Consider the following 25676-nt stretch of genomic DNA (forward strand, 5'->3'; position numbering starts at 1 on the left):
CATGAGTGACCGTCCCCTGCACCAAGACTTGGTGTTACTGCAAGAAGAAATCCTTTGGTACAAAAAGGCACTGGAGTTTGCGGGTATTGGCGTTTACAAATGGGAGCGCCAAAAAGATCAATGGCACTGGTCTGACAAAGTGTACGAAATCCGGGCCTTCGGCAAAGACCCCCAGTATGCCAACCCGGTCGATTTTTACGATCGGGTTCACCCCGATGACCGCGCCATGCTGCTGGCCGCTGAATTGGACTGCAAAAGTGGCATCGCTGCGCTCAATGTCGAATATCGCTTTCTCTGGCCCTCGGGCGAGTTGCGTTGGCACCGCGAACTGGCCAACATGCTGTACGACGGGCACGGCCAACCCGCCTTGATGTGTGGTGTCGTGATCGACATCACACAAGAAAAACAACGTATGGCGCAGCTGGCCTTGATTGCCCAGACCGATCCACTGACCGGGTTGGCAAACCGCGCCGCATTTGACCGCTGGTTGGACGATCACATCCCACAGACACCAGATCCCCACCATGCTGTGGTGTTGGCCTTTATCGACCTCAATGGCTTCAAAGCCGTCAATGACCGTTTTGGCCATGCGGCTGGCGACCAAATACTGCGCCAAGTGGCCGCAGGCTTGCGCGCGCATTGTGCAAAGCAATGGCTGGTGGCCCGGCTAGGGGGGGATGAATTTGCGGTGTTGGCTCCTACACCTACGGCCACCTTGGAAGTGCAGCGCGAGCGACTCCAGCAAACGCTGGTGACCGTATTCACGCAAATGGCACAGGAGGCCAGCGAATGGGCCGTGGGCGCGGCCATTGGCTTGAGTTGTTATCCTCGGGACGCAACAGCCGCCCAATCATTGCTTTCCCAAGCGGATGCGGCCATGTATGCCGCCAAACGCACTGGGCAACGGATTGCCGTTTGCGACTCCCCCCGCTAGATAAGAAAGGTAATCATGGGGCGCACCAACCCACTGAAACCGCTAGACGATGCCTTGGCAGAACTGCTGGCCCACGCCCAGCCCCTGCCTGACCATGAACGGGTAGACACACTCATGGCCGATGGCCGGGTGCTGGCACAAGAGGTGATCTCAGCGTTGCATGTGCCACCCCAAGACAATAGTGCGATGGACGGTTATGCCGTGCGCTGCGCTGATGTGCAAAGCACAGGTACTGTTTTGCCTATCTCCCAGCGCCTGACCGCAGGCAGTGCGGGCAGTGCATTGGCATCAGGAACAACGGCACGCATCTTTACTGGCGCACCAGTCCCAGCAGGGGCCGATGCCATCGTGCTGCAAGAAGACTGTACGTCCCTACCCGAAGGCACAGTGCAATGCCATACTATTCCCGTACCCGGCCAATGGATACGTCGGGCCGGTGAAGATATTGCCCGTGGCACTGTGGTGCTGGCGGCAGGCACCCGTATGACCCCTGCCGCATTGGGCTTGGCTGCAAGTGTCGGTCTGGCAGACCTGCTGGTGGTACGGCGTCCACGAGTAGCTCTGTTTTCCACCGGGGATGAGTTGGTCATGCCAGGCGAGATAGCCCCCGACGCGATGCCTGTTGGCGCCATTTACAACAGCAACCGCTTCTTTTTACGGGCCTTGTTGCAGCGCCTAGGTTGTGAAGTGACTGATCTGGGCACCGTTGCCGATCAGCGTGAAGCCACTTTGGCTCTACTGCAAGAGGCCAGCGCCCACCACGACCTGATCCTGAGCAGCGGTGGCGTATCCGTAGGCGAAGAAGACCATGTCAAACCCGCCGTAGAAGCACTCGGACGCTTGGATCTGTGGCAAATTGCCATCAAACCGGGTAAGCCTTTTGCCTATGGCCGTGTGGGGGCCGCGCATTTTATTGGGCTGCCAGGCAACCCTGTGTCCAGCCTGATCACGTTTGCGGTATTGGTACGCCCCTTCCTGCTGCGCCTGCAAGGAGTCCACGCCGTGGCGCCACACGCTAGCTTGGCCCGTGCTGATTTTGCTTGCCCACACCCAGACCAACGCCGTGAGTTTTTGCGCGTGCGCCGTAATGCCTCTGGAGGGCTGGACTTGTTCCCCAACCAAAGTTCTGGGGTGCTGACCTCTATGCTCTGGGGTGATGGCTTGGTGGACAAAGCCGCTGGACAACCCATTGCTTTTGGAGACACGGTACGCTTTCTACCGTTTTCGGAGCTTTTGGTTTGAAAATTACCGTGCTCTATTTTGCGTCCATCCGAGAAGCATTGGGCGTATCCCAAGAAACCGTAACCACCGAAGCGGCGACCGTGGGAGCGTTGCGTGACCACTTGGTACAACGTGGTGGTGCCTATGCAGGCTTGGCTACCAAGCCACCTGGGGTGTGTATGGCCCTGAATCAACAACTCTGCCAGACCTCTGCCCCCTTGAGTGACGGTGCCGAAGTTGCATTTTTTCCTCCCGTGACCGGCGGCTAAGCCCAGTCCACGGCCTGCGTACCACCAATGCCGTCGCTCCTCAGCCGTCAAGATGCCCTCATTCTGAAGACGCAATGGGCTTGAGTTCAGGACATGGCCACTCCAATAGCTCGGCCAAACGGCAAACCACCCACACCGATTCTTCTGCCAACAAGCCTGCATCTGCACTGCTCAACCCAGCATGAATACGGCGCAGCACCTCAAACTCCGAAGGCACCTGCAACTGGTACAGCGTTTGTGCCTGCCCCACCAGATGCCCGGCCAAGTCTTCACACAGTTCATAGCGTTCGCGTACCCAAGCGGGGCGTTCACGCAAACGCCCACGGGCATCGCTGTACAGGGCAATGAAAGAGGGCGGGACGAAAATCTGGTTTTCGCTGTCAGACATATCAATCAGGAGTGAACAGGCGCTCAAACCGGGCCAGATCGGCGGGCAACTCAAACGTCACCAATTGCCCCATTTTTTGATCGGCCAGCCGACAGGCTGCAAACAAAGTGGCGGCACCTGCAAGGTTGTAATCGGGCAGATGGATCAGTGCATAGGGGTAAGGCACAAACAACTCATGGGCAAACAAGGTGTTACTGTGGTTGCGCGGTGATGGATACAGTTGGTAGGTGGCAGTAGTGATGGTAGAGGTGGCCATAGCGTGCCAATGTGGGTTAAAGGAGCGTTAAAGTGCAGCCCCATGCTACCGGCATTTGTGCCGGACTCACAGAAAGGCGACAATGGCGCGAGGAAAAAACGAATGGGCGACCAAGGTGTTTACACTGGTCAAATCGGGGCAGTTGCCTGCGGCCGTGGCCCAAATCAAGGTAGCGCCCACGGTGGCAGATCTGTCCCGACTGCAAACCCTGCTAGCCACCTTGCCCTCTACTCCAGCACAAAAGCAGCTAGATAAAGTGGTGGAGGAAGAGCGTGCCATGCTGGCCGCTCCCCGCTTGCACCGCTCCCCATAAAAAGAACGCTGCCGATCATGCCCCTTATGCCAGCACTGCATGTGGCAGTGCAAACCGCTGACTTCGATATTTCTACCGAGTTGGCTGCCCTGCGCAGACAAGATCCCCGGGTGGGTGCTGTCTGTTGCCTGGTAGGTACCGTGCGTGAATGCCATGCAGGCGATACCGTGTCTACCTTAGAGCTGGAACACTATCCTGGCATGACCGAGCGCACCATCATGGCACTGGCGCAGCAGGCCATCAGCCGGTTTGGCATTTTGGGAGCGCGCATCATCCACCGTGTGGGCCGTTTGCAACCCTCTGACCACATTGTGCTGGTGGCAGTCACGGCCATCCACCGGGCAGAGGCTTTTACTGCCTGCGAATTTTTGATGGACCATCTCAAAATGCAGGCCCCGTTCTGGAAAAAAGAACACACTCTGACAGGTGCCCGCTGGCTGGATGCCCGCAGCAGTGATGCCGCAGCACTGGCTCGTTGGCAGTCTGATGCAGAAAATTAGGTGCCATCTTGAAATGATGGATTTTTCAGGTATATAATTCAATTCTTCGGTGTGTGGCGCAGCCTGGTAGCGCACTTGCATGGGGTGCAAGGGGTCGAAGGTTCGAATCCTTTCACACCGACCATATCGATAAAATCCCGCTTATTGGCAACAGTAAGCGGGATTTTTTCATGGGCACGGTATTGCACCATGTCCCCCCCAACCAAAAGCCATGTACGCGCAAAGGTACTGGAGAAATGGTTTAGGGTTAACCCTGATGTGGAACCCCACACTTGGCTAGAAAGTGCCTCCCCCCTATCGTCACGGGTATAGGCCAGCGCCACCACAGGCGCTGTTTCCACTCACTTTCAGCAGGGGACACCCATGTCGTCACCAACACCGCAGCGCAAGCCGCTCTACCAATCCCTTTACGTCCAGGTGCTAATCGCCGTGATCGCTGGCGTATGCTTGGGCCACTTTCACCCACAACTGGGCGCCGACCTCAAACCACTGGGAGATGGGTTTATCAAGCTCATCAAGATGATTATTGCCCCCATCATCTTTTGTACTGTGGTGGTGGGTATTGCGGGTATGGAGGACATGAAAAAGGTCGGCAAGACCGGCGGCTTGGCCCTGCTGTATTTTGAAGTTGTGTCCACCATCGCACTGGTGATTGGGTTGGTGGTGGTCAACCTGCTGCAACCGGGCAGCGGCATGCATGTGGACCCCAGCACGCTCGATACCAAGAGTATTTCTGCCTATACGGCCCCCGGCAAAATGCAGGGCACAGTGGACTTTTTGCTCAACGTGATTCCGTCTTCGGTGGTAGATGCTTTTGCCAAGGGCGAAATTTTGCAAGTGCTGCTGTTCTCGGTGCTGTTTGGCTTTGCACTGCACAAGTTTGGTGGCCGGGGCACACTGGTGTTTGACTTTATCGAACGTTTCTCGCATGTGCTGTTTGACATTGTCGGCATCATCATGAAGGTCGCTCCCGTGGGTGCGTTTGGTGCGATGGCTTTCACCATCGGCAAATACGGCATTGCCTCGTTGTTCTCGCTGGGCAAGCTGATGGGTACGTTCTACCTGACTTGCCTGTTGTTCGTGTTTGTCGTGTTGGGCATCATCAGCCGCTTGCATGGCTTTAGCATCGTCAAGTTCATCCGCTACATCAAGGAAGAACTGTTGATTGTGCTGGGTACTTCGTCGTCAGAATCGGTGCTGCCGCGCATGATGGAAAAATTGGAAAACCTGGGCGCACGCAAATCGGTGGTGGGCTTGGTGATTCCTACTGGCTATTCGTTCAACTTGGATGGCACGTCGATTTACCTGACGATGGCAGCAGTTTTCATTGCCCAAGCCACCGACACCCCCATGACCTTGACGCAGCAACTCACTTGGCTGTGCTGTTGCTAACCTCCAAGGGCGCCGCAGGTATTACGGGCAGTGGCTTTATTGTGTTAGCAGCCACGCTGTCGGCAGTGGGCGGTGTGCCAGTGGCTGGTTTGGCGCTGATTCTGGGCATTGATCGCTTTATGTCCGAAGCCCGTGCCCTGACCAATTTGGTTGGCAATGGCGTGGCAACTTTGGTCGTAGCCAAATGGACGGGGGACTTGGACATGCAACGCTTACAACAAGGCTTGGATGCCCCCACCCAAGTAGAAGCCCAAGAGCCTGAAGTGCTGATGGATGAGCGCCAAGAGCACATGGCAGTGGCCCCTGCCACCCGCTAAATCCACCCCTCAGATGGACACCCCCAAAGCCGTGGCAGCATCCGTCTGCCACGGCTTTGGGGTTTTAAGCAGCCTCGGGGGGGGATAGCTCCAAGCCACAAGCGCGGATGTCGGCCACAGTGGTCGCCAAGGCGGCGGCTGAATCGACCCCCAACTTCTCAAACACCTTGGCGCGGTGCACTTCGACCATGCGCTCAGAAATGTTGAGCTTGGCGGCAATGACCTTGTTCAAATCGCCTGCGGCTACCAGCACCGCAACGCGGCGCTGTTGTGGGGTCAGGCTTTCTACCATCGATTGCAAAAACTCAGCCCGCTTGGCCGCCGCTTGCCACTGGGCTTCTTGCACCAATGCGTCACGCAAAATGGCAATCAGGGAATCATCGGTGTAAGGCTTTTCCACAAAGTTGAGCGCCCCTCTGGCCATAGCCGCCACAGCCATCGGAATATCGCCGTGGCCGGTCAGAAAAATCACCGGGTTGCGCTGGCGCAAGCCACGTTGCAACAATTGCTCATGCACTTGTGGCCCCGACATTGGCTCCATGCGCACATCGAGCAAAAAAACACCACGCACCGGTGGCGGCAAAGCATCTATGGCAGCCAGCAGTTCAGGGCCACTGCTGTAGGCGCGTACCTCAAAACCATATTGCCGCAACAAAAATGACAGCGCACCACTCACGCCCGCATCATCGTCGCAGAGAAAAAGCGTACTCATGGCAAAGACTCCGGCAGAGAGGGTGGCAATGGTGCTGCCATAGGCAGGGCAAAACGGAAGATGGCACCACCAGATTCTGCATCGCTGGCCGTCAAAGTGCCGCCATGCGCCTCGATAATGGAGCGACAGATGCCCAGCCCCAAGCCCATGCCCTGCGTTTTGGTGGAATAAAAGGTGGCGCACAGATCGTCAATATTGCGACCTTGCACACCGGGGCCGTTGTCACAGACAGCAACCTCTACGCTCCCGACACCCCCTTCCGGGGCATGGCGCGGGGTGAGGGTGATCTGGACATGGCCCGTCGGGCTTTGCTGCTCCGACAATGCTTCTAAGGCATTGCGCAACAGATTGCCCAACACCTGCTCTATGCCCACACGATCGGCCAATACAGGGCACGCAATGCCAGGGGGAGTCCACTCCAGCACCATGCCAGCTTGCTGGAAGGTGTGCCGGTGCATTGCCAGCACCTCGGCCACCAATACGGCCATATCCAACCACTGGTGTTGGGCAGGCACACGGCTGGTTTGACGCCGAATCCAATGCACAATATCGCCCGCCTTGCGGGCATTCTGTTGCAAGGCATCCAAGGCGGCCAAGATGTCGGGGCTGGCTTGCTCCATTTTGCGCACGGCCATCGACAGGCCCGAGCTGTAGGCAATCACAGTCGCCAGCGGCTGGTTGAGCTCGTGCGCCAACTCCGAAGCCAGCAACCCCAAATCGCTCAGACGGGCATGTTGGGCCATCAGCGCGGTATAGCGGCGGTTTTTTTCTTCCAGCAATTTGCGATCACTGATATCGACGATAGACCCCATCCAGCCCAAGTGCTGGCCCTGCGGATCATGCAGTCGGGACTCAAAAATCATCACGTCAATAAAGTGACCATCGCGGTGCTGCCAACGGCTCTCAAAACCTGTGGCTGGGGCAGCTCCGGCCAAGGTATCAAGGTTGCGGGCCATCATGGCATCCACGGCGTCGGGCGGCCAAAACGGCAGCGGAGGCCGAGAGCCAATCAACTCCTGCGCACTGTAGCCCACCATATCGCACAGGGTTTTGTTCACGTAGAGGATGCTGCCCTCAGTATCTCGGGCGCGCAAACCCACCAAGGCCGAATCTTCCATCGACTGCCGCCAGGCCGCTTCAGTTTGGGCATCGGCCACGGCTTGGGCTACGCGTCGCATTTCGCGGCGCAACAGCAAGGAGCCTCCGGCCCCCAGCAACAACAAGCCCGCCAACAGGGCAAAGGTGCGCGGGCTGCGCCACCAAAGGATGGGCATGTCGTAGGGGCGCAGAATAAGACGGGTGTCGGCAGAGGAAGCCAAGTGCCGCTCAAACGGGGCACCGTGGGCCATGCGCTGCGGATGCGCTGTGGTGGCGATGACCTCGCCCAACTCTGATAAAAATGATACCTCGTAGCGACGGTTCAGCCAGGCCAGATCGGTACTGCCCAATAGGTCGGTGATTTCGTAACGGGCCAGCAATTGACCTCCGGGCTGCCCGTCACCTCTGGGGGCAGGCACCACCAAATGCTCGGCCTGCCCGCGCATTTGGATGCGCAAATCAGCACTGTCCTCCAGCGTGCTCCAGCGCACTTGGCGCTCGGCACTGGCCAACAGGCGCAGCTTGTCATCCAACCACACCAATCGGTTGGATAAACGCTGCAACGCTGCAACGCTGCCTGCACCTCTGCCAATTCGGCAAAGCCAGTGCGGTTTCTGGACGACCCCAGCGACAGTTGGCGGGCAATGTCACGCAAACGCGCCCGCTCCACCTCCAAGCGGGCCGCTATCTGTGCCTCTACACTGGCGGCATCGGAGGCCAATGTTTGGGCAAATGCACGCTGTTCAGCAGCATCGTTTACCGATGCCCAAGCCCCGACCATCAACACAAACACCAGCGCCAACAAACTAGGCAGCAGCCAGTAGTTGCGTTTGACAAAAGACGCCCTCACCATAGGACGGAATGGGGTAGGAAGGTGAGCCGCTAGCATTTGTGCATTCTAGGATTGACCACACAAGACCATGCGCAACCCCAGCCCCCCCAAAAACTCCCCCCCAGCTTTGACGCGCCGGTGCTTTGCCAGTGCGTTGGCGCTGGCTATGGCGAACGGTTGGCCCTTGCCTGACACCACAGCCCAAGCACAAACGGCCAAAGATCCCATCATCATCCAGTTCAGCCATGTGGTGGGGGCCGATACGGCCAAAGGCAAGGCCGCATTGAAATTTAAAGAACTGGCCGAAGCCCGCACAGCTGGGCGAGTGCGGGTAGAAGTCTACCCCGACAGCACGCTCTACAAAGACCGGGAAGAATTGCAGGCACTGCAAATTGGTGCCGTACAAATGCTGGCCACCTCGCTGTCCAAACTCGCCACCGTGGGAGGCAGCGATTTTGAGGTGTTTGACCTGCCTTTTCTGTTCAAAGACCATGCGGCCTTTCGGGCGGCCGTGGATGGCCCCGTAGGAGCCACCCTGCTGCGGCGCTTGGAGCCCAGCGGCCTGCAAGGCTTGGCGTTTTGGGACAACGGTTTTAAGGTGTTTACGGCCAACCGTCCGCTGCTAAGCCCCGCCGACTTTCGTGGCATCAAAATCCGGATTCAATCGTCGCGTATTTTGGTGTCACAGATGAAGGCGCTGGGGGCCGATGTGTCCATACACCCCATGGCCAATGTGTACGAGGCACTGCGCTCAGGCCAACTCGATGGTCAAGAAAACGTACCCACCAACATCTACAGCCAGCACCTGCACGATGTACAAAGCCATTTGAGCGTCACCCGGCATGGTTATCTGGCTTATGTGGTGCTGGTGAACCGGCAATTTTGGAACCAACTTCCCTACGACATTCGTGAAGCACTGCGCCTGGCCTTGCACGAAGCCACACAATACGCCAACAGCATTGCCGAGGCAGAAAACCAGCGGGCGCTGGAGCTGCTCAAGGCCAGCGGCAAACTGACCGTGCATGAGCCCACGGCCCAGATGTTGGCACTGTGGCGCGAAACACTGGCCCCAGTCTACCGACAGGCAAGCGCCTGGATTGATCCAGCCATGCTGGCAGCGATCCGGGCCAGCAGTGCCGGTGCCCGCTAAGCGGGCCAACGCGCGTCTAGAGCATGTTATGAACTCTGACTTGACCCAAGAGCAGAGCAAATTGTGGCTATGTCCCGCAAACCCCACCCTACCAATGTCAGGAACGAAGAATGGGATTTCATTCTGCCGTACTTGGCACTGATTCGTGCGTGCGGTGGCACCTTGGCACATGCCGCCCAATGATCTGCCTGTTTGAGAAGCGGTCTACCAACCAACACACCGCTGGTTGCAGGCTGGTTGCTTTAAGGTGATAACCTCGGATCTGCGCTCTAGCATTCGTGTTGCTTGAGGCGAACAAGGCCGTCCTAACTTTCTGGTGTTTGTGGTGCTGATGTGGCCAGCGGCGAGCCAGATCTTAGCTACCGCTGGCAGTTCATAACACGCTCTAGGAGAACGAATCCACCGACCCTGTGTACCAACTCACGCCTGTCAAAGCGGCTGTGGGCACCAGTTGCACATAATCTTTGAGCTCGACATACACATTCTCTGCGGGCTGGGGCAGCCCCACCGGAACTTGGTACAACACCCCCCCCATCTGTAACAACTCCATATTGCGTATGACGTCTACGATGCCCGTGGTCTTGTGCCGGATGAGAGCATCAGCTACCCCGGTGCTGGTATTGGTTGTCAGGGCTGCTTCGTAATCCGAGGGCCGACCAAAGTACACCGCGATATCTGTGCCTTCGCCTCCATCAAGTACATCGCTGCCACTGCCTCCCACCAGTACATCGTTGCCCGCTCCGCCCTGTAGGCTGTTATTGCCCGCTTCAAACGACCAGCCCGTTTCACTGAGCGGTTGATCCACCAGCAGCAGATTGCCTTGGGTATCGGTCAGCGCGCTGGCGTGGCGGCTGTGGCGTGCCAAAGCCAGCCAGATCGCTGACCAACTGCCACCAGCGTTGAGGTAGTCGACCCCCAAGGCCGTGAGGGTAGGCGTGGCTTGGCCCGCACCCCACACCTGATCAATCACTGCTGCGATCTGTTCTGGTAGGGGCTGTTGGGCTAATGCAGGGTGGGTTTGCAGCCAGTAGTCATGGGCCATCTTGCCCAGTTGCTCACTGCTAAAGTCACCTCCCGCAAACGTGCCCATTTTTACCAGCGTCGGTAAACCTGCACCCAGTGCGTGTACCAGCAAGGTGGTGTCTTGGGCCAATTGGTAGTTGTCATAGATCCACGCCAAGCGCGCATCAGTGACTAGGCCACTGCCATGCCCGTTGCTCCAGCTGTTGACCAAGTGCAAGCTAGTGCTGTCGGCCAACTCGGTGCTGCTGGGGGTGAAGTCCACTTGCAAGTGCCCTGCAGGTGTCAGAGCAAAACGCCACTGCCCCGCATCGCTGGGGCCGCCTTGGAGCAGGTCGTTGCCATCGCCGCCTTGCAAGGTGTCGTTGCCAATGCCACCGACCACCCAGTCGTTACCACCATCGCCAAAGAGTTGATCGTCGCCGCCTTTGGAGCCAATGGTGTCGTTGCCATCACCGCCACGCAGCACGTCGTCATCGGCGCCGAGCACCAAAAATTGTGCGCTGCCATCGCCAATAACAAAGTTGCGCCCGCTACCACCCATGGCCGTGGTGGGGCCAATGACGATGGCAAACTCGACCAGACTCAAATCGAGTACGGTGCCGGGCGGAAGCTGGCGGGCGTCAATCACCAAGGCTTCGGCGCGTTGGGGGTTGGCGCTATCATCCTCGCCGGTGCCGGTGGTGCCTCGAATCACGATGGGCTGTGTGGGAGCCGTACTGCCCGGAGCCATCGTCATGGTGACGGTGCGCACGGTGACTTGGTCTTGGTTGATGACGCCGGGCACATATTGGTCAATGCCTTGATCCAGCACTTCGATAAAGTCGGCGGGCAGATCTATGCGTGGCTCGCTGGCCTGGATGAGTTTTTCACGTAGGCTCAAGCCACTGCCTTGGGTGCTTTCAGAGATCAAGCCCACCCCCACAGGCAGACTCACTTGCAGCAGCGGTTCACCGCTACTGTTCTTGACCAGTGGGATATCGGCCAGCGCGCCATTGGGGGTGTTGGGGTCTTCGGCGCGGCTGTCACTGACAGGGGCAATGGTTTGGGTCGTGGTGGTGGTAGTTTGACCATCGCTGCCTGTTTGGGTGCTGGTCTGTGTTTGTACTGTCGTGCCATCGACAGTTTCGGTGTTGGGCGCTGGAGCTGGAGCTGGAGCTGGAGCTGGAGCTGGAGCTGGAGCTGGAGCTGGAGCCGGAGCCGGAGCCGGAGCCGGAGCCGGAGCTGGAGCTGGAGCCGGGGCTGGATCACCCCCACCCCCGGCACTGATGCCTGACACCGTGATACTGTTGTCGACGAGATCAGCCACCGTGGTCTCCGCTTCGGCACCGGCTGCCCAGTCTTCGGCCCCCGCCAGGTTGTAGGTCACTTCGCCCGTACTGCTGCCACCATTTTTGTTGAGCACGGTTGCCAATGCTGTCTTGTCGGTAGCATTGAGGGTGACGCTAAAGCTGGTGCCATCGGTGATCTCGACACTGCTGGAAGTGAGCGTGTAGGCCGTGCCGTCGCCGGTGATGGTCAATTTGCCGACATCAATGTCGTTGGTAGCGCCGGAGCGTTTGAGGAACCCCGTCCCGGTGACGGCCAGTACGCCCGTGCTGGCGTTGTAGGTGGCACTGGTCAGGGTGGGGGCCGGGACATTGCTGGCCGTGACGGCGTTGCTGGTGAGGTCGGCTGTGGTGGTCGTCGTGGCATCGGCCCCTGCGGCCCAGTCTTCTGCTGCGGCTAAGTTGTAGGGGGTACCAATGGTGGAGCTGGTGCCGTTTTTGTTGATGATTAGATTCAAAGCAGCTTGGTCGGTGGCGCTCAACGTGAGGGTGGCTGCTGTGCCGCTAGCAATGTCCACATTAGCCGTGTCGGTCAAGGTGTAGGTCTCTCCGCCTTCGCCCGTGAAGGTCAATTTGTTGGCCACTATGTCGTTGGTGGCACCGCTGCGTTTCAAGAACCCCGTGCCGGTGAGCACCAAGGTGCCGGTAGCTGCGTCATAGGTGGCCGACGTGATTGTCGGAACAGGAACGTTGCTGACCGTGATGGGGTTGTCGGTGGTATCGGCGGGTGTGTTGGCGTAGCCCGGTGCCCAGCCCGTAGCAGCGGCGAGATTGTAGGCCGTGCCACTGGTGGAAGTGAGCCCGTTTTTGTTGAGCAAGCTCTCTAGCGCCAAATCGGCTGCATTGCTCAAAATCACGGTAAATTGGGTGATAGGTGTCTGCGGCGGCACACCAAAGCTGTCCGTGCCGGTCAGTTCGATGGAGGAACCACTCAGCGTGACCGTCTCTCCCCCTTCGCCGGTGAGGGTGAGCTTACTGAGGTCAATGTCATTGTTAGCCCCAGGATTCTCTGGCAGGTTAGCGCCCGTGACAACCAAGGTATGGGTGGCCGCGTTGTAGGTGGCACTGGTGATGGTGGGCACCACATCCACCGTGACTGTGGATGTTCGCAAAGTGGCGGTGTCCACGCCGTCATTGGCTGCCACCGTGACGGCACGATTGCCTAGAGTGGCGTTGTCCACCGGAGTGGTGTTGTAGTAAATCACCCCGCGCAATACCGTCTCATAGACGGACACTGCCGCCGAGCCGGTGATGTTGAGCACACCTGTGGCAGCGGTGTAACCAACGCTCAGGCTGGCCGCAGTGGCAGCCGCTTGCGCGGCAGTGTTCAAGGATAGACTTTCTGCATTATCGCCATCAGGTCGGCTACTCAGTGTCACGGTCAGGGAGGCCAGATGGGTGCTGTCCACATCGGTTAAGGTGGCGTTGCTATTGGCCATTGCCACCGCTGACCCGCCAGCCACAAAAAGGGTACTGTGGTCATTACCGCCGGTGGTGTCGTTGAGGTCTATCACGGGGGCATCGTTGGTGGCTACCAACGTGACCGTGGCCACTGCGGGGGAACCGCTCGGGGTGCCTGTGTCTGCGCCGCCGTTGGCTGTGCCGCCATTGTCTTGAATGGACGTGAGGGTGACCACTCGGGTGCTGGCAGTGCTGGGGGCTTGGCTGGTATTGCTGTAGGTCATGCCCGTGATCAAGGCATCCATGGTCGAGACGGAAATACCAGCCGTCTTGGTCAGCGTGACCGTAGCCGTGCTACCGGTGACGCTGACGCTGTAGGACATCCCATTGGTGCTGGTTGTGCCGCTGCCCCCGTGGGTCAGGGCAATGGTGCTGCCATCAATGCCCAACTGCTCGGTGCTGTCTGACACATTGGAAACCGTCAGGGTCAAGCCGGTCAGCAGTTGCCCTGCTTCTTGGGTGCTGGCGTTAGAGCTGCCAAACAATGGGACAGCCCCACCGTCTTCGGTGAAGGTGGGGCTGATGCCATTGGCATTCAATGCTGGGGCATCGTTGACGGCAGTGATGTTGACCGTGGTATCGGTGTTGCTGCTAGTGCCGCCATCGCCATCCTTGAGCACAAAGCGCACGGTGCGCGCTGCGGTGCTGGGGTCGGTGGTGTTGGTGTTTTGGTAGGTAATGTTCTGTACCAGCGCCTGTGTGGCAGCGGCGGTGGCATTGGCATTGAGAGTCACCACCAAGTCGTCGCTGCCGGTGCCCCCAGTAAAGGTGCCAATGGTGGTACCACCGTAGGTGACATCGCTGCCCAGTACCCCAATGTCTCCGGCGGCTGTGCCTTGGTGGCGGATAGCTAGCACATCCTCGGTGCTGTTTCGGTTGGCCGCCATCGACACGGTGAGCGTGCCGGTGTCAAAGTCAGCCGAATCAGTATCGGCCACAGCCGCTGGCGTTGCTTGGTCGATTGGTGCAGCAAGGCCGCCTTCGGTAAAGCTCAGGCTATCAGAGGCCAGATGGGTGAGGGTGGGTGCCTGGCTGGGCGCCACCGTGCTGAAGTTATAGGTTGTGTCGTCGGTAATGGCGGCCAGCCCATTGCCTGCGCTGTCATACAGCAAAGTCCCACTCCATTGCACGGCATAGGTCTTGCCCTTGAGCAGGTCTGAGTCGGGGTTAATGGTGAGCTTGTCGCCACTCCAGGTGAGTGAACCAAACGGGTTGGCAGCAACAGAAGGGCCATCGTAATATATGTCGAAGGAGCCCGCCACTGTGTTGTCGGTGACGTTGCGCAGGGTGATGGTGCCACTGCCGAAAAAAGCGATGGTTTCGGACAAGTCGATCACGATGTCGTCGCCCACCGCTACGTTGGTGGCATCGTCCGCAGGGCTGGAGTGGCTACCATCCAAAGTGGGTGCGGTGGTGTCAATCACCACCGCGCTGGCCATCTGTGCTACCGCGCCGATGTTGCCTGCGGCATCGATCTGGCGGGCCTGAATGGTGTTGGCCGCGTAGCTGCCCTCGGCCAGGGTAAAACTGGAGCCCGTGCCTGCGCTCCAGCTCTGGCCGCCATCTGTTGAGTACTCCCATGTGTTGCCTGCCGTCAAGCCGCTCACATTGATGGAGTTATGATCTTTTCCGGTAATGCCATCGCTATTCGAGATACCTATGTCAGATAGCAGCGTTATGGCGGTGGGGGCACTGGGGGCCGTCAGGTCGAGGGTGACGGTGTGGCTGGTAGAGCTAGTGCTGCGGTTGCCCACCTGATCGGTGATAAAGGCGGTAATACTCAACGTTCCGGCGCTCAGTGCCGGGGTGGTGATATCCAGGTAGCCGTTGAGGATGTCGTTCGCGCCCAAGGTGGCAGTTGCCATCTCATTTATCGTGCTGTTCAGATACAACTGCACCGTGTCGCCAGCGACGGCATCGGTGTTTGTGAGCGAGACGCGCACGGTCAGTGTTGCGTCGTTGGTCAAGCCCCCCGAAGCCACTGGGCCGATGATGCGGTCTACATCGTCGCTGACGCTGGTGATGGCCGGTGGCCCAGGGGCTGTGGTATCCCCCACCGCCAGGCTGGCCGTATCCGTGGCTGCCGAAAACCCCAACACAGGCTGGATCACTTGCAGGCCCCAGCCGCTCATCGCCACATAGGCATTGTTGCCACTGACGGCGACACCATAGGGCATGCCGTTGGTGTAGTAGGCGCTTGCCAACGTGGGGTTGGCGGGGTTGCTGATATCGATGATCTCCAGGCCCTTCGCTAAATCCGTCACATAGGCGTAATTACCACTGACGGTAACACCAGTGGCTGAGAAGAGTAATGAGGGGCCGGTGCCTGCCGGCGTGGGGCTGGCGGGGTTGCTGATATCGATGATCTGCAGGCCCGCGGTGCCATCCGCCACATAGGCGTAGTTGCCACTGACGGCGACACCCTGAGCATTGCCGCTGGTGTCGTACGTGCGTACCAGCGTGGGATTGGCGGGGTCGCTGCTGATATTGATGATCTGCAGGCCCGCGCTGCCATCCGCCACATAGGCGTAGTTGCCACTGACGGCGACACCCATAGCATTGCCGCTGGTGTTGTAGCCGCCTACCCACGTGGGGTTGGTGGGGGTGCTGATATTGATGATTTGCAGGCCCGAGGAGCCATCTGCCACATAGGCGTAGTTGCCACTGACGGCGACTCCCCGAGCAGAGCCGCTGGTGTCGTAGGTGCCTGCCGGCGTGGGGCTGGCGGGGTTGCTGATATCTACGATCTGCAGGCCCGTGGTGCCAGCCGCCATATAGGCGTAGTTGCCACTGACGGCGACCGCCGGAACGGTGCCGGTGTTGAAGGTGCCTACCCACGTGAGGCTGGCGGGGTTGCTGATATCGATGATCTGCAGGCCCGTTAAGTTATTCCCCACATAGGCGTAGTGGCCACTGACGGCGATACTCCGCGCAGAACTGCCGGTGACGTAGGAGCCTACCAATATGGGTGCGCTACTTCCCCCGGTTTGCCCATCGCTCCACCCCCCAGTGCCATCCCAGGCCTTGAAGGTGATGGCATTGCTCAGGTTGCCGTTGTAATTGGCCTGGGGTTGGAAATACAGGCGGTTGTCGGCATCGGCTTTCAACACCAGCGCCGAGCTGTCCGATACCGTGCCCGTCAGTTGCGTCCAGTGCCCCCCCCCATCGGTGCTGTAGTACAGCGTGCCGTTGCTGTTCACCCCGGTGATGGCGATGCCCGCCGGGTCATTATCGGCATCGCTGTAGTTGTTCAAGTTGCCACCGTTGTCTATCAAGCTGCTCACCAGCACACTGTTGGCGGTGCTGCCATCGGTGGGCGCGCTCAGATTGGCCGGCACGGTGCCCAGCGTGGGGGATGCGGTGGCATTGAGCACCGGGCTGGCCAACACCTGTTGCCATGCGGGAGCCGCTATGGGGGCGGTTTCAATCAGGCCACGGGTGGTTTCTAGCCTCCAATCGCCCCCCAAGTTGGCCGCGCCAGTGGGGTTGCTAGAGGCAGCGATGTCGGCCCCCGTGGCTTGGGCCAGTGTGCCGATAAAGTCTATGCCCATGGTGCCGCTGGCCACATTGCAGCCATAGAGCAAAAAATCGCCCTCGGCGCTCAGGCTCTGGCCGATTTGCGCCAGCGTGTTGCTGTGTTCATCAAGGTTGCTGGCCTCTAGTGTCAGCGCGCCTAGTTGGATGGTGCCTGCGCTGCCATGTGTTAACAGGTGAATGGCATCGACAGTGCCCGACGCTTTGTGCGCCAGCCAGTCGGCCATTTGCGCCAGGCCATTGCCCCGGCTGTCCAACACAACCACCTCCACGCCGGGGCGTACGCCTGCGGCCAAGGTCTGCCAGTCGGTCACGTTGTCGAGCACAAAAGCAACTTCGGTGCGCGCGTGGTTCTGGTCGGGCTGGCCGCTGGTGTACGAGGTGCCTAAAAGGTCGGGGGTGGAGATCATGGGGGTTTCCTAGAGATTAAAGAGTGGTGCTAGAAAAAACAGAGGCCAAAAACCTCGGGGCGCTTTATGGGTGAAGCACTTTTTGCCGCAGCGCCGTGCTCGAAATGCCTTGGGTGTAAGGCAGCACCCGGCAAATCAGGCCATGCTGGGCCAGCAAAGGCCGCAGGCGTTGCCAGCGGGGGGTGTCTATCCACTCGCTGCTGACAAACAGGGTGTTTACGCCCCAGTCGGCCAGCCAGCGGGTGGCTTGGGTGGTTTGATCCAGCCCTACGTCAAACAGACAGGCTTCGTCCACACAGCGCAGACCCTGAATCACTTCCAGACGGTGCGCCTCGTGGCACACGGTGGCCCGCCCTTTGACGTGGCGCAGCAGTCGGTCGGTGCCAACGCCTACCTTCAGGTATTGGCAGTGCTGGCGTGCCGCAGTCAAAAAGCGCAGGTGTCCGACATGGAGCAGATCAAAGGCACCAATGGTGCCGCCCACCACAGGGGCATCAGGGGGGAGGGGATTGGCTGGTGGATGGGGGGAGTGCGTCAACATGACTATCAATACGGCAATCCAAGTGGTAATGGGCTGGCATCAGGCGCAGTAAAGGCACGTACCACAGGGTCGGTGGCATCCAACTTGGCCAGAATGTGCAAGCGGCGGGCCACTAGCTGGGCCTGCCCTTGCAGCCAGGCTTCAAGTACGCGCAGCGCACCCCAAGCCCGGGTGAAGTGGGTGTGGGCGTGCAGGGCGGGGGTTTCCAGCGTGCCGTCAAATGCACCATCGGGGGTGCGCCAACCTGGGCCGTACAGTTGCATCAGCAGTTGCTCGGGCTGGCATACGGCCCAGTGCATGCCCCACGGGTGGGATGTGAGCTCCAGTTGAATGGGGGCCAGCTTGAGCAAGCGGCCTTGCTCACGTGGCAAACCGACAGGCCACCAACCACCCCATACACATGGCTGGGTGGCATCCCATTCGTAGCCCAACAAATCCAGCGTGACCGGATGTTGTGTATGCACAAAACTGCGAAAATTAACAGCGTTCACGGTTACCCGCGCGGGCTTCCAGCCCAGTGTGGGCATGGCGTTGGCAGCCGTTTGCAGTTGCCCAAAGGGCACCCCCACGTCCAAGTCTTTGTCTTTGGGCAGCAGGCGGCCTTCGCGCACCAGGCCCAACAAAGAGCCTGCCGTGGGAAAAGCCGTCAGCCCCAGTGCCGCCAAGCCCACGAGGGTATGGCGCAACAGGGCCAAGCCAGCATCGGTATCCATGGCCGTAGGGGGCTGTGGCGTGGGAGCAGGCAAGGGGTGACGGGCGGCGCGTTGCGCGGCGGTGTGCAACACGGCCAAACAGGCTTCCATCTGGTTGGCGGAAAATAACGCTAAACCGTGGCACAGCTCCAGTCGGATGCGGTGCATCTTGGCAAAGCCCTGCCCGTCCGTTGGCAGCAACGACAAAGCCTTGGCAAAGATAGCCACCGCATGGGGCTGCGTGAGGATGGCATGTGCGGCCTGCCACACTGCGTCTGGATCGGAAAGGGTAATGGTACGCATGTGCATCACAGCACCTACCCTCTGGGATAGGACAGCCATGATGCATAGAGCGCGTGTGAACCGGATGCTGGTGAGTACACATCGAGCCAACCGGCCAACAACACGACAACAGCATGCTGCAAAGCGAACACTACGGATAGCCAACGGAGCATCTGCGCTTGCTGGTTCACATGGGCTGAGGTAGGCGTACAAACAAGGCGTGCATTGGCCCGTGAGCCTGTGTCCATCGAACCAGAGACAGCGACAGGTTGTGCATCCACTGCTGTCAGATGATGGACGGGAGCTACCGTCAGTAGGGGATGTTGAGTGGGGAACATGGCAAAACGCGACCTAGACCGCCACCATCCTAGGCTGAAGAGATGGATCGATGTCTAATCAATCATCACCAAACCTTGCCAAACCTTGCACTGCCCCCCTTTAAGACACCGCAACTCCATTGCTTGTGCTGGCTGTAAAGGCGTTACCTTGTACAAAAGCCTGTGTCACCCGGTACGCGGGAAGCCCCGGAGTTCAGTCCGGGGTTGAGAGCGCGAACGGCGTAGCCGTTCTTAGGTGCTAAAATTCTTGCCCGTGTAAACAAGATTCCGAATTCTCCCGCCATTAGGCACTTGGAATCGAGCACAGAAATCTCCGGTAATTTGCCGTCCATTAGTGGAATCCGAAAGGTAGGCATCTTGCTGAATAAGTCAGTGCAAGCTGATGCGGCGGGGCATCGCCGTCTAGCAGTAGGAATCTCCGGGGTTTAGCCCGGAGAGGATGTCAACCCAAAACAAACGCCGTATGGGTGCCACGGCTGTTACCACTGTGGCGCCTACCGCCCCAAGTGACCACCGTGCCATCGCTTTTGAGCGCCCCAAAGGCAAAATCGTTCGCAAACAACTGTATGACTCCGGAGGCCAACGCTCTGCGAACAGCATTGCTGTTACCACCGTTATGGGAGTCCCCCCAAGTGACCACCGAGCCGTCACTTTTGAGTGCCGCAAACGCAAAGCCGGTTGCACACAACTGCGTGACCCCTGAGGCCAGCGCAGTACTGACCGCACTGCTGTTGCCGCCGTAATGGGCAGCACCCCAAGTGACCACCGAGCCGTCGCTTTTGAGTGCCGCAAACGCAAAGCCGGTTGCACACAACTGCGTGTTCCCCGAGGCCAGTGCAGTGCGAACCGCACGACTATCGCCCCCGCTGCGCGCACTACCCCAAGTGAACACGGCACCATTGGCCTTGAGTGCCGCAAATGCCGCACTGCTCCCGCATAACTGCGTGACCCCTGAGGCCAGTGCAGCACGGACAGCACTGCTGTCACCCCCGTAAGAAGAATGGCCCCAAGTCACCACCGAACCGTCGCTTCGGAGTGCCGCAAAGGCAGCATCGGTAGAGCACCGCTGCGTGATCTCCGCTGCCACGGCAACACTATTGTTTAACAGCAACACCCATTCATTGCGCTGGCGGGTCTTACTTAAAGTAGGGTAACGATAGTGTATGAACAGAGGTGTGGGATTGGCCCACGGCAGAACATGGGAATGACCCCAGAGATGGCCTAGCCACAGGCCACCAAATTGGCGATGACCAAGCGCATACAGGCGATGCAAAAGCAGATCGTGCGATGGGCTGGCTGCGAACATGGTGGGAACCCAGTCTTGAAGGTCTAAAAATGAAGTGCAACACTTCAAAAGATCGACAAAATAAGCTGCTATTTTTATAGCAAAAAGAACGGTAGCCATCTTAGGCAGCAAAGATCGACAGATGTCTAATCAATGCTTACCAATTCTTGCCAATTCTTGCGCTACCCCTCCGTTAGTACCCACATCAGGTCGCATGCGCCCTATAGTTAGCAAACCATGCATACATCTGTTCCCACCACGATTGGTAGCCCGATTCTCTTTGTGATCGACGATGACGCTAGCTTGCGTGACGATTTGGTTGATTTTTTGGGGGCCGAGGGTTATCGAGCGGTGGGTTTTGCCAGTTATGAACAACTCGCCCCTGTGAGCGATTTGCTCCACCCCCATTTGGTACTTTTGGATTTGGGGTTGCCTGGCCTGGATGGCCTGGATGTGTGTCGTGTGCTACGCACCCGCTGGCCGGGGATAGGCGTAGTCATGCTCACCAGTCGCAGTGGTGTTGAGCACCAGCAAGCGGGCCTGCAAGTTGGGGCGGATGCCTATTTGCTCAAAACGGCCACTTTGCCACTCGTAGAGGCCACGGTGGCAAGCGTGCTGCGCCGCTTGCGTTGGAATGTCCGAGATGTCAGCCCGCCAGAGCCCCCCGCTGTGGCTACGGGCTGGGTCTTGCGTGAAAATGATCAATGTCTACAGGCTCCCCAAGGGCAAGAAGCGTTGCTGTCGGTCAACGAATTTCGGTTGGTACAAGCCACCGTATTAGCCAAGGGAGACCCTGTGCCTCGACCTGTGCTCCTGCAACTGGTAGGTAAGGAAGATACCGAGATCAATCGTCGCAACCTAGATGCTGTCATCAGCCGAATTCGTGCCAAGGTTCGGCGCCAGACAGGGTTTGACTTGCCGCTACGCGCGAGCTATGCCAATGGCTATGCGTTTGTGCCGGGACGAGAGTCGGATGCCGCCACCTGACCAAACTCTAGTACCCAGCGCACGCCACGAGGGTGGCGGGGTTGAGCATGTAATTGACCACCGTGGGCCTTGGCAATGTGTGCCACCAACGACAGGCCTAAGCCAAAGCCCGGCTGCTCTTGTGTGGGTGGGCGTAACAAGGCACTATGGCCTACCAAGGCGTATTGCTCGGGCCGCAGGCCAGGGCCCTCGTCGTCTACCGTCAGTGTCACCCCTGTGCCTTGTGTTTGGGCCTGAATGGTAATTTCACCTTTCTGCCCAGCATATTTCAGTGCGTTAATCAGGATATTTTCTAGGGCCAGCTTGCCCAACAACGGATCTAGCACCACAGAAATATCTTGATCTTGGGGCCAAATAATGTGCAGCCGGGCCTGAGGGTAGTTAAGGGTAAATTCGGTATAAACGCCTTGCATCCACTCGGCCAAGTTGACAGAGACGGGCCGCAATTGTGCCTGGCCCGATTGCAGTGCCGCATTGTTTAAAAACACTTCAACCAACTTGCCCGACTCAAAAGCCCAAGCTCGCATATCACTCAAACGCCGTCGTGTGCGCTCTGGCCCGACCCATTCACGCAATGCCATTTCGGCGGAGCGTCCGATGCGCGCCAGCGGGTTGAGCAACTCGTGTGCTACAAAAGCAGAGAATGCCCGAATCTGAACCTGCTGCTCAGCCAACTGGCGTTTTTGAAATGTAGCCTCGCGGTTTTTTCTCTCACTGTGGAGCACAGACCAATTGGTAGCCACCGCCAGCAGCACCACATGCACCAGTGCTGATACATCAAACACCAAACTAAACCAAGGATTAGAAGTAATAATCCCGGCCACACTCAGGTTTAATGCAACGGCGGCAAGCACACTAACAGCAAAAGCCAACACAAAAAGCCCCAATTGCAACCGATTGGCGGGATAGCACCTCATGAACCATATGGCCAAACCAATGCTGAATACAATCAACACTAATACCCCCAGCAAGGCAGCCAAAGCAGCCCATCGGTAGGCCTTTGTGTTGATAGTGCCCAAGCTGCATATAAAAAACACGAAGATACCTTGATATATGCGCAACCACTGTGGCTTGGTGTGACGTAAATCCAGCGCCCTGGCCCACAATAAAGCACTCGCAGCAGGAACTATCAAAATTCCAAAGCCTGTGACCCAGTTCGCCCACCCTGGTGAACCCATCAGGTCGTTCAGGAGTAATGGCTGTTGGGTTCCGACAAAAATGGCTAACAAGCACACCATGTACAAGCTATAAGACCATTGAATCGGTTGACGCAATACCGCCGCAGACACGGTATACATGCCCGCCGCTAATAGGTATAAAGTAAAAATAGCCCCTGCAGACAGCAGTTCAGTGGGCAGGGTTTGAATAAGTTTGGCCTCCTCAATGAGACGAACGGAGATATTCATGGCGCTAGTGGTTTGTATCCGTAATAACCACGTTTGTGGCTGTGTGCTCACTGGCAGACGCACCCCGTGGCGGGTGGGATGCACCCGTTCTGGTTTGCTGGGTACCGAATCCCCCACTACTGCCAATGGCTCGGAGGCACCCCAAAGGTACAACTCCATCCGATCAAGATAGGGCTGCCCTAGCAGCAGTATGTGGCCATGGGATGCAGCCAGTTTCGTTGGTGTGGCAGGCACATCAAAACGCAGCCACAGCACCCCGCTACGGTAGCCAAAGAAGCCATGGTTCGTATCGAGCTGCCACGCAATGTGGGGTTGAATCACTTGCTGCGCAGTTTGCGTGCCAGCATCATCCCAGTGCAACAGCCACTGTCCAGACAGGTCTTGCGCCACTGCAGTTCCTGTACTGAAAATCAAACATAAAAATAATCCCCAAAGATGAATCAGTGGCGCATGGATTGTCATGATCCAACAAAAACTCTGGGGTGGATCACTATGGTCTCCATCGTACTTTGCGGGCAGTTGTGGCGGGGTACCTATCGAGGCGATTCGTCAGTACATTCAACAACAGCAAACGCCGCATTGATCGCTCACAGGACACCTGCGGTGTCCGCGCTATCCTTCCCGGCCCTGAAGAACCGGGTTTGACGGGCATCCTGATCAATGAGTAACTCCACATGATCGGCGTCCCCGCCAAATTCTACTAGAGCGTGTTATGAACTCTGACTTGACCCAGAAGCAGAGTGAATTGTAGTCATGCCCCACAAAGCCTACCCTACCGATGTCAGCGACGAAGAATGGGATTTCGCTCTATCGTCTTGGCACTGATCACCACCAAGGCTCCACAGCGTCACCATGATCTGCGCGAAGTCCTGAACGCCCTGCACTGACTCCTGCGTGCTGGAGCGCCTTGGCGCATGCTGCCCAATGATCTGCCTCCTTGGGAAGCGGTATACCAACCAACACACCGCTGGCTGCAGGCTGGTTGCTTTAAGGTGATAACCTCGGATCTGCGCTCTAGCATTCGTGTTGCTTAAAGCAAACAAGGCCAGCGCAACTTTCTGGTGTTTGTGGTGCTGATGTGGCCAACGGCGAGCCAGATCTTAGCTACCGCTGGCAGTTCATAACACGCCCTAAGCCATCAGTGCTTCACGCACCACTGGCACCTGCCGCCGCGATACTGTGAGCCACTGCGCTAACCCATGCAAACGCACTGCCCACACTTCGCCATCTTGTGAATCACGGTGTTTTTCTAGGGCGCGGATGGCATGGCGGGCTACCAGTGCATTGCGATGGATACGCACCCAATGCGCACCGTAGCGGCTCTCCAGCTCACTCAAGGCACCATCGAGTACATAGCTGTGCGTGGCGGTACACACGGTGACGTATTTCAGCTCTGCTTTGCAATAGAGCACTTCGGCCAAGGGCACACGTTCGGTGCGGCCCCGATCTTGGATCAGCAGCACCTCGCCCACAGCAGGCTCTAGGCCCACAGCAGGGGGTGCAGCCAATACCCGCCCCACCTTAGCCAACGCCTGTTGCAAGCGTTCGCGGCGCACCGGTTTGGTCAGGTAGTCCACGGCGTCCAATTCAAAGGCGTTCAGGGCATGTTCGGTATGTGCCGTGACAAACACCACCGCGGGTGCATGGGCCAAGGTGTGCAATTGCCGCGCCAATTGCAAGCCATCTTGACCGGGCAAATGGATGTCTAACAACAACAAATCAAAGGGCTGTCCACTGCCCGCCGCACTCAGCAATGCCAACGCCTCGTGGGCGGTGGCAGCCTGCGCCAGCTGGTGGCTACCTGTATCGGCCAACAGGGTGTGTAAACGGCTGCGGGCCAGCGGCTCATCGTCAACAATCAGAATATTCATGGTGGTGCTAAACAGAAGCAGGGGCAGGCAGGGTGATGCGCACTTCATACACATCGCCGTGCATGCCCGCCCTGAAATCACACTGCACATCATGCAGCAACAACAACCGCGCGCGCACATTGGCCAGAGCCATGCCGTGCCCCCTGGCCCCCACAGCACCGCCAGACTCCTCTGCCACTGGCAGGGTGTTGGTAATACGCACCACCACCCGGCTGCCCCGCAGTTGGGTGCAAACACGCAATTTGCCTCCCCGTGCGCAAGGCTCCACGCCATGCTTGACAGCGTTTTCTACCAAGGGCTGCAACAACAGGGGCGGTAGCAGGGCTGCACTGGCACGGGGATCAAGGCGCCATTGCACTTGCAGGCGCTGACCGAAGCGCACCTGCTCAATAGCCAGATAACGCCGGGCCAAGGTAATCTCCTCTTCCAACGTAACGGTCTCGCCCTGCTCGGTCAAGGCGCTGCGAAATAAATCGCTCAAATCTTCCAGCAATGCCTCGGCCTTGGCCGGTTCGTCACGCACCAAGGCAATCGCACTGTTGAGGGTATTGAACAAAAAATGGGGTCGGATGCGCGACTGCAACTCGGCCAGCCGGGCGGTGGTGGCCGCTGGCGTACGGGCCTGCGCCCGCAGCATCAAGGCAACCATCAGTATGGCGGCCAATAAGGCGCCACTGGCGGCGCTAGCCAACCAAGGTGCAGGCTGTGCCGCCTCCATCCATGCCAACATGGCGCAGGCGTACAAACCCGCCAGTGCGCCCAGCACCACCCCGGCAGCCCACTGCCCTGGCGGGCCCAAGCGTTGAAGCCACTGCTTCAGGCTACAGGCCGTGACCAGCCAAGCCAATGTGGCGGGCAGCACAGCCCCCGTGAGCAGCGCCAGCCGGGCCAACCATTCGAGCGGACTCTGACTGCCAAACAAAGCGCCCACGCCCACCACGGTTTCCACAAACAACACCGCCCGCAACACCACACCGGCATGGCAGGCATCAAAGACCAGCACGCGCCCAATCTCCACCCGGCCCTGCGGATGTGTGGCTTTGGCAGCAGGTTGAGAGAGCGGGGTCGATAAAATTCGCGTCTTCTGCATTGCGGCATCCGGCTGTTCCGGGTGTCTGTTTCACCGGATTATTGCCTCC

The 25676-nt window shown here is 58.4% G+C and carries 19 protein-coding genes, 1 tRNA gene and 3 pseudogenes; 12 read left to right on the forward strand and 11 right to left on the reverse strand.

The annotated features are described in order from the left end of the window. The first annotated feature begins 1 nt into the window (after window position 1). The 3 genes from ACYVB2_RS01330 to moaD are packed head-to-tail and all read left to right on the forward strand — an operon-like array spanning window position 2 to window position 2424. The gene (locus tag ACYVB2_RS01330; RefSeq protein ID WP_382431286.1) at window positions 2–934 is read left to right on the forward strand and encodes a GGDEF domain-containing protein; all 933 of its coding nucleotides are present in this window, start codon (window positions 2–4) and stop codon (window positions 932–934) included. Window positions 935–949: 15 nt separating this feature from the next. Beyond that, entirely contained in the window at window positions 950–2176 is a 1227-nt protein-coding gene (locus ACYVB2_RS01335; protein WP_382431284.1) for a molybdopterin molybdotransferase MoeA, read from the forward strand. Next, on the forward strand, window positions 2173–2424 hold the full coding sequence (gene moaD / locus ACYVB2_RS01340) for a molybdopterin converting factor subunit 1 (protein WP_382431282.1): 252 nt from the start codon (window positions 2173–2175) through the stop codon (window positions 2422–2424). Before ACYVB2_RS01335 ends, moaD begins: the two co-directional genes overlap by 4 nt. Before the next feature lie 58 nt (window positions 2425–2482). Here moaD and ACYVB2_RS01345 read toward each other — a convergent pair whose 3' ends face one another. Continuing rightward, window positions 2483–2812: a hypothetical protein gene (locus ACYVB2_RS01345; RefSeq protein ID WP_382431280.1), complete on the reverse strand. Its 330-nt coding sequence runs from the start codon at window positions 2810–2812 to the stop codon at window positions 2483–2485. Between the two features lies 1 nt (window position 2813). Beyond that, window positions 2814–3068, reverse strand: a complete 255-nt coding sequence (locus tag ACYVB2_RS01350) for a hypothetical protein (protein WP_382431278.1) — start codon at window positions 3066–3068, stop codon at window positions 2814–2816. Window positions 3069–3150: 82 nt separating this feature from the next. Between ACYVB2_RS01350 and ACYVB2_RS01355 the strand changes: the two genes are divergently transcribed. The 4 genes and pseudogenes from ACYVB2_RS01355 (at window position 3151) to ACYVB2_RS01370 (ending at window position 5590) form a co-directional block, all read left to right on the forward strand. Continuing rightward, entirely contained in the window at window positions 3151–3381 is a 231-nt protein-coding gene (locus ACYVB2_RS01355; RefSeq protein WP_382431276.1) for a hypothetical protein, read from the forward strand. A 26-nt stretch (window positions 3382–3407) separates the two neighbouring features. Then, complete coding sequence (locus ACYVB2_RS01360; protein ID WP_382431767.1) at window positions 3408–3881, forward strand: molybdenum cofactor biosynthesis protein MoaE; 474 nt, start codon at window positions 3408–3410, stop codon at window positions 3879–3881. Between the two features lie 47 nt (window positions 3882–3928). Beyond that, window positions 3929–4005: transfer RNA gene (locus tag ACYVB2_RS01365), tRNA-Pro, on the forward strand. A gap of 239 nt (window positions 4006–4244) precedes the next feature. Further along, window positions 4245–5590 (forward strand): annotated as a pseudogene (locus tag ACYVB2_RS01370) (dicarboxylate/amino acid:cation symporter). A gap of 64 nt (window positions 5591–5654) precedes the next feature. On the opposite strand, the gene ACYVB2_RS01375 reads toward ACYVB2_RS01370, so the two are convergent. Together ACYVB2_RS01375 and ACYVB2_RS01380 are read right to left on the reverse strand one after the other, a co-directional pair. Continuing rightward, complete coding sequence (locus tag ACYVB2_RS01375) at window positions 5655–6302, reverse strand: response regulator transcription factor (protein WP_382431272.1); 648 nt, start codon at window positions 6300–6302, stop codon at window positions 5655–5657. Beyond that, window positions 6299–7963: a sensor histidine kinase gene (locus ACYVB2_RS01380; RefSeq protein ID WP_460534945.1), complete on the reverse strand. Its 1665-nt coding sequence runs from the start codon at window positions 7961–7963 to the stop codon at window positions 6299–6301. Before ACYVB2_RS01380 ends, ACYVB2_RS01375 begins: the two co-directional genes overlap by 4 nt. A gap of 81 nt (window positions 7964–8044) precedes the next feature. Here ACYVB2_RS01380 and ACYVB2_RS01385 point away from each other — a divergent pair, with 81 nt between their 5' ends. Then, window positions 8045–8224: a hypothetical protein gene (locus ACYVB2_RS01385; protein ID WP_460534948.1), complete on the forward strand. Its 180-nt coding sequence runs from the start codon at window positions 8045–8047 to the stop codon at window positions 8222–8224. A gap of 96 nt (window positions 8225–8320) precedes the next feature. Beyond that, window positions 8321–9382, forward strand: a complete 1062-nt coding sequence (locus ACYVB2_RS01390; RefSeq protein ID WP_460534950.1) for a DctP family TRAP transporter solute-binding subunit — start codon at window positions 8321–8323, stop codon at window positions 9380–9382. Window positions 9383–9767: 385 nt separating this feature from the next. On the opposite strand, the gene ACYVB2_RS01395 is transcribed toward ACYVB2_RS01390, so the two are convergent. The 4 genes from ACYVB2_RS01395 to ACYVB2_RS01410 form a co-directional block, all read right to left on the reverse strand. Then, a complete protein-coding gene (locus ACYVB2_RS01395) occupies window positions 9768–17135 on the reverse strand; it encodes a DUF4347 domain-containing protein (RefSeq protein WP_460534953.1) in 7368 nt (2455 codons plus the stop codon). A 64-nt stretch (window positions 17136–17199) separates the two neighbouring features. After that, window positions 17200–17676 carry an adenylyltransferase/cytidyltransferase family protein gene (locus ACYVB2_RS01400; protein WP_382429757.1) on the reverse strand — a complete coding sequence of 159 codons (477 nt, stop codon included), beginning with the start codon at window positions 17674–17676 and terminating at the stop codon, window positions 17200–17202. Between the two features lie 5 nt (window positions 17677–17681). Beyond that, entirely contained in the window at window positions 17682–18671 is a 990-nt protein-coding gene (locus tag ACYVB2_RS01405) for a hypothetical protein (RefSeq protein WP_382429755.1), read from the reverse strand. 759 nt (window positions 18672–19430) lie between these two features. Next, on the reverse strand, window positions 19431–20294 hold the full coding sequence (locus ACYVB2_RS01410; protein ID WP_382429753.1) for an RCC1 domain-containing protein: 864 nt from the start codon (window positions 20292–20294) through the stop codon (window positions 19431–19433). 216 nt (window positions 20295–20510) lie between these two features. On the opposite strand from ACYVB2_RS01410, the gene ACYVB2_RS01415 reads away from it, so the two are divergent. Continuing rightward, entirely contained in the window at window positions 20511–21260 is a 750-nt protein-coding gene (locus ACYVB2_RS01415; protein WP_382429751.1) for a response regulator transcription factor, read from the forward strand. On the opposite strand, the gene ACYVB2_RS01420 is transcribed toward ACYVB2_RS01415, so the two are convergent. Continuing rightward, window positions 21218–23056: a sensor histidine kinase gene (locus ACYVB2_RS01420; RefSeq protein WP_382429749.1), complete on the reverse strand. Its 1839-nt coding sequence runs from the start codon at window positions 23054–23056 to the stop codon at window positions 21218–21220. The genes ACYVB2_RS01415 and ACYVB2_RS01420 overlap by 43 nt on opposite strands. A gap of 73 nt (window positions 23057–23129) precedes the next feature. Here ACYVB2_RS01420 and ACYVB2_RS01425 point away from each other — a divergent pair. After that, a pseudogene (locus ACYVB2_RS01425) lies at window positions 23130–23249 on the forward strand (transposase); the annotation flags it as partial. Between the two features lie 170 nt (window positions 23250–23419). After that, window positions 23420–23694: pseudogene (locus tag ACYVB2_RS01430) on the forward strand (transposase); the annotation flags it as partial. Between the two features lie 102 nt (window positions 23695–23796). Here ACYVB2_RS01430 and ACYVB2_RS01435 read toward each other — a convergent pair. Further along, the gene (locus ACYVB2_RS01435) at window positions 23797–24537 is read right to left on the reverse strand and encodes a LytR/AlgR family response regulator transcription factor (protein WP_382429747.1); all 741 of its coding nucleotides are present in this window, start codon (window positions 24535–24537) and stop codon (window positions 23797–23799) included. A 7-nt stretch (window positions 24538–24544) separates the two neighbouring features. Further along, window positions 24545–25627 (reverse strand): sensor histidine kinase, encoded by a 1083-nt coding sequence (locus tag ACYVB2_RS01440; RefSeq protein ID WP_382429745.1) that lies wholly within the window; start codon window positions 25625–25627, stop codon window positions 24545–24547. Window positions 25628–25676: the final 49 nt, after the last annotated feature.

The sequence above is a fragment of the Giesbergeria giesbergeri genome, from assembly GCF_054779375.1.

Coding starts and splice junctions, on each gene's coding strand:
- ACYVB2_RS01375 (WP_382431272.1), bottom strand. CDS start 6,302: ATGAGTACGCTTTTTCTCTGCGACGATGATGCGGGCGTGAGTGGTGCG.
- ACYVB2_RS01405 (WP_382429755.1), bottom strand. CDS start 18,671: ATGCGTACCATTACCCTTTCCGATCCAGACGCAGTGTGGCAGGCCGCA.
- ACYVB2_RS01440 (WP_382429745.1), bottom strand. CDS start 25,627: ATGCAGAAGACGCGAATTTTATCGACCCCGCTCTCTCAACCTGCTGCC.
- ACYVB2_RS01390 (WP_460534950.1), top strand. CDS start 8,321: ATGCGCAACCCCAGCCCCCCCAAAAACTCCCCCCCAGCTTTGACGCGC.
- ACYVB2_RS01415 (WP_382429751.1), top strand. CDS start 20,511: ATGCATACATCTGTTCCCACCACGATTGGTAGCCCGATTCTCTTTGTG.
- ACYVB2_RS01330 (WP_382431286.1), top strand. CDS start 2: ATGAGTGACCGTCCCCTGCACCAAGACTTGGTGTTACTGCAAGAAGAA.
- ACYVB2_RS01395 (WP_460534953.1), bottom strand. CDS start 17,135: ATGATCTCCACCCCCGACCTTTTAGGCACCTCGTACACCAGCGGCCAG.
- ACYVB2_RS01435 (WP_382429747.1), bottom strand. CDS start 24,537: ATGAATATTCTGATTGTTGACGATGAGCCGCTGGCCCGCAGCCGTTTA.
- ACYVB2_RS01345 (WP_382431280.1), bottom strand. CDS start 2,812: ATGTCTGACAGCGAAAACCAGATTTTCGTCCCGCCCTCTTTCATTGCC.
- ACYVB2_RS01335 (WP_382431284.1), top strand. CDS start 950: ATGGGGCGCACCAACCCACTGAAACCGCTAGACGATGCCTTGGCAGAA.
- ACYVB2_RS01400 (WP_382429757.1), bottom strand. CDS start 17,676: ATGTTGACGCACTCCCCCCATCCACCAGCCAATCCCCTCCCCCCTGAT.
- ACYVB2_RS01410 (WP_382429753.1), bottom strand. CDS start 20,294: ATGTTCGCAGCCAGCCCATCGCACGATCTGCTTTTGCATCGCCTGTAT.
- ACYVB2_RS01350 (WP_382431278.1), bottom strand. CDS start 3,068: ATGGCCACCTCTACCATCACTACTGCCACCTACCAACTGTATCCATCA.
- ACYVB2_RS01355 (WP_382431276.1), top strand. CDS start 3,151: ATGGCGCGAGGAAAAAACGAATGGGCGACCAAGGTGTTTACACTGGTC.
- ACYVB2_RS01360 (WP_382431767.1), top strand. CDS start 3,408: ATGCCAGCACTGCATGTGGCAGTGCAAACCGCTGACTTCGATATTTCT.
- ACYVB2_RS01385 (WP_460534948.1), top strand. CDS start 8,045: ATGTCACGCAAACGCGCCCGCTCCACCTCCAAGCGGGCCGCTATCTGT.